Genomic DNA, 3,990 nt, shown 5'->3' with positions numbered 1-3,990 from the left:
TCTAAAGAGCTGTATGCAGGTACCTGACCTGAGGCAAAAGAAGAATTCCAGTAGAATTGGTCTTGCCAACGATACGCCAAATTAAAACCAAAGTTTTTAATAATTTCTTTATTGCCAAAACCCAGGTTGTAACGAATTTTTGGAGTATTGAAATCGTTAATGTAATTAACTGGTAAATCGCCGATTTCGTTATAGGAAACGTTACCGCTGATGGTATATTTACCCACTAAATAATCTAAACCTAAAGCTGCACCATAAGAGGTTACTTTACCTTCTGCATTAACTGGAACACCGAATTTCACAAAACTTCCGTTAACATTCTGATAAACATCTACTGCTGTGATAAAATCTTTATAAATGTTATAATAACCATAAGCATCAACCAATAAATTTGGAAGAAGCAATCCTTTATAACCTAACTCATAAGATTGAACACTCTCTGGACGGACACCTTTTGAATCAAAAGTATATTGTTGCAACAATGCAGGGTTAGGTGTTCCTGTTGCCGCTGCCGAGGCTAAGAACGCGCGGTAACTTACGTCGGTATAAGGCTTATTACTATCAAGATGGTATTTAGAAAACATAATTTCTGGCAAACCGCCAATCAATCTTTGAGAACCTCCACCTACCGAAAGGTCGATGTATTGATTTTGTGTGGTTGGGTTACGGTAACCTGTTTGGTAAGAAACCCTGATGTTGTTATTTTTGGCAACAGTGAACACACCGGTTACCCTTGGTGTAAACCGGCCTTCAAAATTCTGGCTTTTATCATAACGACCTGCAAAAGTAAATTTAACCTTATCGTTAAAAAGTTTTTTACCGATCTGTGCAAACGCACCATATTCTTTAATATCGATGGAATTTGTCAAGTCATTAAAAATTGTTCCAGCCGAATTTAAGTCATATAAACGGTATGATGCACCAACCTGAAATTCTACCACTTTATCAAAAAGATTGGTAAAGTTGTACATTCCCTCATAATGGTAAAGGTTAGATTTATCATCGAATTTTGCACCATAAATACCTTTACTAGGGTCTGAGGCACTGATGGTGGTATTCATAATCTGATCCTTAGCCTGTATAAACTGCGGAGAACCAGGTGCGAAACGCCCCTGATCGGCAACACTTCTGGCAAAAGCCTGTGCTTGTACATCAGTTTGACCTGCCGCTCTTGCACCTACATAATTACCAATATATTGTGGAAACCAGCTTGTTGATGGTTTTGATAATTCATTAATATAACTGCCCAAAATAGAAGAAATATAAGAATCACCCGAACGTTCCTGCGTAGTATAGGCTTTAAGGAAGAAATCTTCACCTTTTAATTCTAATTTATATTGCCCGATATTAAAATTGCGGAGCGAATAACGGTCAGAACCGGTATATACCGAAGTTCCTGTTCCCCAATTGGCCTGTCCAACTATTTGTACTGTATTGCTGATGTTGTAATATAATGCACCAGATGCTTTTAACGATTTGGTACTATAATCAACCAGGTTTTCTTCATTATAACCAGTTCTTGAAATATTTTGATTAGGGATTAAACCTGCTTTCAAACCAACATAAAAAGGAAAATAATTCTGTACCGGACCACGCAATGCAGATGGTAATCCCGCCAAAAACCCCGCTTGCTGGGCTGCATTTGGAATGGCGGTACCAAAAGTCCCGTCCATTAATGTTTTAATGTTTGGTATTAAACCACCAGACCCTGCATTAATTCCGGCAATAGTTGCATTTTGAACACTTAGCGCCACATTACGCATATTTTGGCTTACCTCATCACCGTAAACGTTGATTCCGTCGTAATTTGGATCGCTGTTTCTATCGCCAGATTTTGCAGTTCTTGCTACCCTATCGAAGTTTGAATAATTATTTCCGTACCAATCTTTAGCCTGAAGGAACGAAAATGCCGCTTTTACGCCAAACTTATTGTTCCATGATTTTGCCATGCGCACATCCAACTGATTGAAAGGCTGCACACTGCTATTGTCATCATTTACATGGTTTACCCCTGTTTTATACTGAAAGCTTGCGCCTGGATATTTAAAAGGATCTTTTGAGGTCATCAATAGTGTACCATTAATACCACCTGCACCATAAAGAGCAGATGAAGCACCTGGCAGAAGTTCAACATTATCTACATCGAGCTCAGTTATACCCACAATATTACCCACTGAGAAGTTTAATCCAGGGGCCTGGTTATCCATTCCATCTATATATTGATTAAAACGGGTATTACCATTTGAATTGAAACCACGCGTGTTAATCGACTTGAAAGTTAAACTCTGCATACTGCTTTCTACACCTTTCATATTGTTCAAAGCATCGTAAAATGATGGTGCGGCAATTTCCCTGATAGAAGCAGCACTCATCCGCTCGATAGAAACCGGTGATTCTAAAATACGCTCAGGAGTACGCGATGCTGAAACAACCACATCCCCTCCCAAAACCACTGCCGTTTCCAGTTCCAGGTTAATTCCCGTAGCATTCCCGGTAATCTGCTGTTCTACTGTACCATAGCCCACGTAAGACGCCACAAGCGTAAAGGGAACTTTAGCTGTTGTTGTAAATGTAAAACTACCGTTGCTTGTGGAGGCTGTACCGCCAGAATGGCCTTTGATGGTTAAACTCACGCCAGCTAGGCCTTCTTTCGATTGCTTGTCTTTTACGGTACCGCTCACCGTAATACTCTGTGCCTGTGCCGCAATATTACCTGCGTACACAAATAATAACACATAGAAGATCTGTGTAAAAATTCTGCTCATAAACGATTGTTAATTTGGTTGTTTGTATTATTAGTTATATAAACTTAAATTCTTTTTTTGAATTAAACAAATTATGTTAGCATAATAATTTCAATTCGAATTATAATTTTGATTGATATACAGTTTGTTGTATTTTGCATTAAACATAAACCGTCATTTTGCCCTATCTTAGCGAAAGACTTGTTAGCTAACCATTATGAATAAAATTAAAGCCRTATTCTGCATCATTATTCCGATAGCATTAGCTTTTTTATTTAACACCAAATTAGGTAGTACACCTCCACTGCTAAAATTCCTAGATCCGTTTATGGGTTTCTGGCAAAATGCAGAGAACAATCATTTTATGTTTAATCATAAAGCGAAAATCAAAGGGGCAATAGATAAAATCGAAATCGTTTTTGACGACCGCATGATTCCACATATTTTTGCACAGAATGATCACGATCTGTATCTGGCACAAGGTTATGTAACTGCCATGCACCGCCTTTGGCAAATGGATTTCCAGACTCGTTTTGCAGCGGGTAGAATTAGTGAAGTAGTTGGCGATAAAGCGATAGAGGTAGACCGTTATCAACGCCGGATGGGCATGGTTTATGGCGCAGAAAACTCGTTAAAAGGTATGATGGCAGATCCTAAGGCAAAAGAAATGATCTTAGCTTATACCGAAGGGATCAATGCATATATCAAAACGCTTTCTAAAGCCAATTATCCTTTAGAATACAAAATACTCGATTTTAAGCCTGAAAACTGGACGCCTGTAAAATGTGCGCTGCTCCTAAAACAGATGTCGGCGGTATTAGCCATGGGTTCTGACGAATTTTACATGACAAACATCTTGAAAAAATTCGGCCCCGAGGTGACCAAAAATCTTTTCCCGGATTATCCGTTCCGCGAAGACCCGATCATTCCTGTTGGCACCAAATGGGACTTTTCTCCCTTACCGATACCTAAAACACCAGAAAGCTTTACCCAGGCTCAAACCGGAGAGGTTAAAACAACCGAAAAAATAGAGGGCATCGGCAGTAATAACTGGGCTTTATCTGGAGCCAAAACTGCATCAGGATACCCGATTTTGGCAAACGATCCACATTTGGATTTAACACTTCCTTCAATCTGGTACCAGATCCAACTACATGCACCTGGCGTAAATACTTATGGCGTTTCATTGCCCGGCGCTCCGGGCGTAATTATAGGTTTTAACCAGAAAATAGCCTGGGGCGTGACC

At 39.5% G+C, this 3,990-nt stretch carries 2 protein-coding genes; one reads left to right on the top strand and one right to left on the bottom strand.

Annotated features, from left to right (window positions below; genetic code table 11):
- Positions 1 to 2,765: TonB-dependent receptor (locus AC1DPQ_RS20230; protein ID WP_477610685.1), on the bottom strand; the 2,765-nt coding region annotated here is incomplete at its 3' end.
- A gap of 196 nt (positions 2,766 to 2,961) precedes the next feature.
- Here AC1DPQ_RS20230 and AC1DPQ_RS20225 point away from each other — a divergent pair.
- Positions 2,962 to 3,990: penicillin acylase family protein (locus AC1DPQ_RS20225; protein WP_477610684.1), on the top strand; the 1,029-nt coding region annotated here is incomplete at its 3' end.

Source organism: Pedobacter sp. 01T416_2 (genome assembly GCF_056398925.1).
Note: the sequence above shows the minus strand (reverse complement) of the source record. Positions and strands in the feature narration are given on the sequence as shown.